Annotated in this window: 6 protein-coding genes; 1 reads left to right on the plus strand and 5 read right to left on the minus strand. The window is 74.0% G+C overall.

Annotation, left to right across the window (positions count from 1 at the left end; genetic code table 11):
- From AB0I76_RS22285 to AB0I76_RS22305, 5 genes are all read right to left on the minus strand, one after another.
- The coding region (locus AB0I76_RS22285; RefSeq protein WP_357038616.1) for a reverse transcriptase-like protein at window positions 1-409 on the minus strand (409 nt) is incomplete at its 3' end.
- A 3-nt stretch (window positions 410-412) separates the two neighbouring features.
- Window positions 413-1,150 carry a C4-type zinc ribbon domain-containing protein gene (locus AB0I76_RS22290; RefSeq protein ID WP_357038619.1) on the minus strand — a complete coding sequence of 246 codons (738 nt, stop codon included), beginning with the start codon at window positions 1,148-1,150 and terminating at the stop codon, window positions 413-415.
- Complete coding sequence (locus tag AB0I76_RS22295; RefSeq protein WP_357038631.1) at window positions 1,147-1,977, minus strand: Nif3-like dinuclear metal center hexameric protein; 831 nt, start codon at window positions 1,975-1,977, stop codon at window positions 1,147-1,149. The genes AB0I76_RS22290 and AB0I76_RS22295 overlap by 4 nt, the downstream gene beginning before the upstream one ends.
- A 127-nt stretch (window positions 1,978-2,104) precedes the next feature.
- Window positions 2,105-2,680, minus strand: coding sequence for a flavoprotein (locus AB0I76_RS22300; RefSeq protein ID WP_357038622.1), 576 nt, complete (start codon window positions 2,678-2,680; stop codon window positions 2,105-2,107).
- A 16-nt stretch (window positions 2,681-2,696) separates the two neighbouring features.
- The gene (locus tag AB0I76_RS22305; RefSeq protein ID WP_357038625.1) at window positions 2,697-3,926 is read right to left on the minus strand and encodes a helix-turn-helix domain-containing protein; all 1,230 of its coding nucleotides are present in this window, start codon (window positions 3,924-3,926) and stop codon (window positions 2,697-2,699) included.
- Window positions 3,927-4,164: 238 nt separating this feature from the next.
- Between AB0I76_RS22305 and AB0I76_RS22310 the strand changes: the two genes are divergently transcribed.
- Complete coding sequence (locus AB0I76_RS22310) at window positions 4,165-4,845, plus strand: bifunctional DNA primase/polymerase (RefSeq protein WP_357038628.1); 681 nt, start codon at window positions 4,165-4,167, stop codon at window positions 4,843-4,845.
- Window positions 4,846-4,974 lie beyond the last annotated feature (129 nt).

A 4,974-nucleotide genomic window follows, 5' to 3' on the forward strand; every position in this document is an offset into this window, starting at 1 on the left:
ACGTCCAGGCCGTGCACCCCCACCTCCACCACCCGGGTACGGAGGAACTCGGTGAGCGCCATCGCGTCGCCGTGCCGGGTGCGCACCACCCGATCAGCCCGGCCGCCTGCGCGGCGAGCGGGCGCAGGCCGGGGTGCTTGATCTGCCAGCGGCCGCACATCTGCTCGACCACCAGCTTCGAGTCCATCCGGGCCTCCACCTCGGTGGCGCCCAGCTCGGCGGCGGCCTCCAGGCCGGCGATCAGCCCCCGGTACTCCGCCACGTTGTTGGTGGCCCGACCGATCGACTCGGACCGCTCGGCCAGCACCTCGCCGGTGTCCGCGTCACGTACGACCGCGCCGTAGCCGGCCGGGCCGGGGTTGCCCCGGCTCCCGCCGTCGGCCTCGACGACCACCACGCGCGGTGCCATCGGCTACAGACCGGACTCGTTGGTGCGGACCATGATCCGCCGGCACTCCTCGCAGCGGACCACCTCGTCCGGGTCCGCCTTGCGGATCCGGGCCAGGTCGGCGCCGGAGAGGTCCAGGCGGCAACCGCCGCAGCGGGCCCCGGTGAGCAGGGCCGCACCCAGCCCGCTGTCCTCGCGGATCCGGTCGTAGAGGGTCACCAGGTCGCTCGGGAGGTCCGCGGCGAGCGGCCCCCGGGCGCCCCGCTTGAACTCCTCCTCCTTCGCGATCTCGGCCAGCGCCTCGTCGCGGCGCTGCTCGACGGTGGCCCGCTTCTCCCGGGCGGCGGCGATCCGCTGCTCCACCCCGTCGAGCACGGACTGGGCGGTCTCCCGCTGCTCCATCAGCTCCAGCTCGGCGTCCTCCAGGTCGCCCTGGCGACGGTTGAGGGAGACCAGCTCGTGCTGGAGCGCCTCCAGCTCGCGGGCCGGGCCGCTGCCGGACGCCAGCCGGTTCTCGTCCTTGGTCTTGCGGGCGCGGACCTGGTCGATGTCCTTCTCCAGCCGGGCGATGTCCCGGTCCAGGTCGTCGACGGCGACCTGGGCGCGGACCCGCTCGTCCTCCAACGCGGACAGCTCCCGGGCCAGCGCCTCCAGCTCCGCCCGCTCGGGCAGCGCGCGCCGGCGGTGGGCGAGCTGGGCGAGGGCGGTGTCGATCGCCGCCAGATCGAGCAGCCGGCGTTGGACCTTCGGGTCAGCCTTCACGGTCGGGGCTCCTTCTCGTCCGCCGCGGGTGGGGCGGCGTGTACGGTCCACGGGTCGGTGTCCAGGTCGGACACCAGCGTCTCGACGCCCGGCGACTCCCGCAGGAGCGCGGCCAGGTCGTCCAGCCACGGTCGTTCGGTCGCCCAGTGGGCGGCGTCGAGCAGGGCGGGGCCGCCGGCGGCGAGGTGCTCGCCGGCGGGATGGTGGCGCAGGTCGGCGGTGAGGAAGGCGTCCACCCCGGCGGCGGTCGCGTCGGTGAGGAAGCTGTCCCCCGAGCCGCCGCTGACGGCGAGGGTACGAACCATACGCCGGGGGTCACCCGCGGCGCGAACTCCCCAGGCCGTGACGGGCAGCACCGCGGCGGCGTGCCGGGTCAGCTCGGCGAGGGTCATCGGCTCGGGCAGCTCACCGATCCGGCCGATGCCCCGCCCGGCGCCGTGTGCGGGAGAGCCGGGCGCGGGCCGGTGCAGCGGGCGCAGCCCGGTCAGCCCGAACCGGGCGGCGAGCGCGTCGGAGACGCCCGGGTCGGCCACGTCGGCGTTGGTGTGCGCCACGTACAGCGCCACGTCGGCCTTGATCAGCTGGTGGACGATCCGCCCCTTGAACGTCGTCGGGGCGACCGAGGACACCCCGCGCAGCAGCAACGGGTGGTGCGCGACGATCATGTCGGCGCCTGCCGCGATCGCCTCCGCCACGGTCTCCGGCACCACGTCGACCACCAGGAGCACCCGACGTACGGGGGCGCTCGGCTCGCCGAGCACCAGTCCCACCCGGTCCCACTCCTCGGCCCAGGACGGCGGGTAGCGCCGCTCCAGCTCGCCCACCACGTCGGTGACGGTCGGCGGAACTGCGGGTGTGCTCACGGCGGGCCAGCTTACCGTCGCCGGGGACGTCCCGGGGCCGCGCCACCCGGAGCCGACGGCGGTGGCCGACGCCGGGTGGCGGGTTCCGGCGTCAGGCGGCGGCCCGGCAGTGCCGGTCCCGCACCGCGGCCAGGGGCAGGCCCCACGGGAACTCGTGCTGGTGCCGCTCCCCCGTGCCCGGCGGGTGCAGCGGGACGACGTCGTCCCCGAAGAGCACGGTCACCCCCCACTCCGCCAGCCGGGCCAGGCCGGCCCGGAACGCCGGGTGGCGGGCCATCGCGGTATTCGTGTACGGCACCGCCACCAGCGGAACGCCCAGCCCCTGCCCCTCCACGAGCAGGCCGAGGGCGAGCGTGTCGGTGATCCCCGCGGCCCACTTGTTCACCGTGTTGACCGTGGCCGGGCAGACGATCATCGCGTCGGCCGGTGGCAGCACGTCCAGGTCACCCGGGTTCTTGTAGTGCGTGCGTACCGGATGTCCGGTCTGCCGGGCCACCGCGGCCCGGTCGACGAACTTGGCGCCGTCGGGCGTGGTGACGACACAGACGTCCCAACCGTCCTCCTGGGCCAGCTCCACGAGCCGACCCACATGGCGTGCCAGCGGCGAACCGCAGGCGATGACGTAGAGCACCGGCAGGTGCCCGCTGTTGCGGCGCGGCCCGGTCATCAGGCCGACTCCGCGCTCATACCCCTACTCCCATGTGCCCAGCCAACTCCGCGATCGGAGAAGGCGGCGCACCACGTGTGCGACGGAGGATGTCGGACATCACCTCGTGGGCGATCGGACGGCACCGGATCTCCGACGGCGCCAGCCGGTCGCCGCGCAGCAGCATCTCGCCGGCGTTGGCCACGTCCCCGACCTGGGCGAAGCCCCGGGCGATGTCGAGCAGGTGGTGGGCCCGCCGCTCGGGTAGCAGCGCGTTGAAAGCCGGCTCCGGGATCCGCTGCTGGTGGATCTCCACCGCCCGGCCGCCGTCGCCCAGCTCGACCGCCGCGGCGGCCCGGTGCAGCTCCACGTTGGTGGGACCGAACGACGTCCAGTAGTGGTTCTCGTCCGCCCCGAGCAGCGTGGCCGCCTCCTGGGCGCCGTTGAGCAGGTCGTCTACGGTGGCGGAATCGCCGATCCGGGCGGCGGCCATCGCGCCCTGCAGCAGCAGCATCCCGTAGACGGAGAGGCGCTCCGGTGTCGCGTCGTTGCCCCCGCCCGGGGTGAGCCGGTTGGCGATGGTGACGTTCAGCTCCAGGGCCGGACGGGCGCGGCCCATCGCCGCCAGCGCGTTGCACACCCGGGTCGTGGCGATGCCGGCCAGCAGCGGGTCGTCTGCGCGCTGGCAGACCGCCATCGACCGGTCGGCGGCGAGCCAGGCCAGCTCGCACTCCCCCAGCTTCCGCAGCACCGAGGAGGCGATCTGGTAGACCTGCCCCAGCAGGTGGGCGGCCTCGCGCGCGTCGTCGCCGCCGTAGCCGGCGTCCGCCGCCTGGGCGTCGCGCAGCAGCTTCGGCAGCGCGCGCGTGAGCATGCCGTACCGGCCGTACTGGTAGGTCAGCCAGGCGTGCGTCACGGCCTTGCGCATGTCGGTCAGCGGCGGCGGGTACGGCGCCGCGTCGAAGTACGCGCTCATCGAGTCGTACCGCTCCAGGGCGGCGCGGATCTCCTGCACCTCGACCTGGTCGATGCAGTTCAACGCGTCGGTACGCCGCTCGGGGTCCTTGCCGAGCAGCAGCTGCACGTCCATCTGGAGAATGTCGGCGATCTCGTAGACGACCGAGAACTTGTCGAGCCGGCGCACGCCGCGCTCGACCTTGTCCACCCAGCTCTTCGACTTGCCCAACCGGTCCGCGAAGACCTGCTGCGACATCTTGCGTCGCCCCCGCCAGTAGGCCACCCGCCGCCCAATGGGTAACTCGTCCATCTCCCCATCCCTCCCCCTGCCGTCCACTCCGGATGGTGCACCGGAGGGTCTCCGCGGGCGCGGTGATCCGTGCTCTTCAGGTTTTACCTGGTCGCACAGCCTGTACGTCGGCCGTACAGCCAGTCCTCATAGCTTTCGTGCAAGTTGCATCAGCCGTTCGTCAACTCAACGATCGCGGGTTACGGCAGTGACGGTGCTCGACATGCGACCCGGGCGCCGGCCGGGTCGCCGGAGGGAGATGACACACATGTGGGGGAATGTCGGACCACGCGTGGCCAACCTGCCGTCGCTGGAGCGGGTGCGACTGCGCCGGGTGGCCGTCCGCTACGCGATGCACGGGTGGGAGGTGACACCGGGCGCGTGCCTGGCCCGTAGCCGCTTCGTCTGCGGCCGGCCCGGCTGTCCGACGGTCGGCTGTCATCCCGCGCTGGAGAACTGGGAGCGCGCGGCGAGCGCCGACCCGGCCCGGGTCGCGACGTGGTGGCGCGACCGGCCGCACGGCGTCCTGCTGGCCACCGGCCGGACCTTCGACGTGCTGGAGGTTCCGGCGCACCTGGGGCGGCACGTCCTCGACGTCGTCCGGAGCCACCCGGCCGGGACGGGCGTCCGCGGCCCGGTGCTGGCGACGCCCACCGGACGGTGGATGTTCCTGGTCCGGCCGGGCGACCCGCTGCGTCCGGAGCTGGACCACTGCTTCCACGTGGTCCGGCACGGGCCCGGCTCCTGGATCCCGGCGCCGCCCACCCGGCTGCCCGAGGGCACCGTCCGCTGGGTCGTCGCGCCGGAGCAGGCCCGCTGGCAGCTGCCCGACTCGTACCTGGTGCAGAACGCGCTCATCGGGGCGTTACGGGCGGCCGGGGTCAGGCTCACCTCGGTGCTGCTCCCCGGCCACCTGCCCCTGCCCCGCCGCGGCGCCTGAGGCCGCGTCCGGCCCACCGGCGCGCCGCCCCCGCCACCAGGGCAGCGTCGTCCGCGGGCCTCCGGTCGTTGAACCCCACGACGGCGCGGACGCGCCAGGAGCGGGGGTAGCCATGTCCACAGATCGGAC

Source organism: Micromonospora sp. NPDC049799 (assembly GCF_040656655.1).
Taxonomy (GTDB): domain Bacteria; phylum Actinomycetota; class Actinomycetes; order Mycobacteriales; family Micromonosporaceae; genus Micromonospora.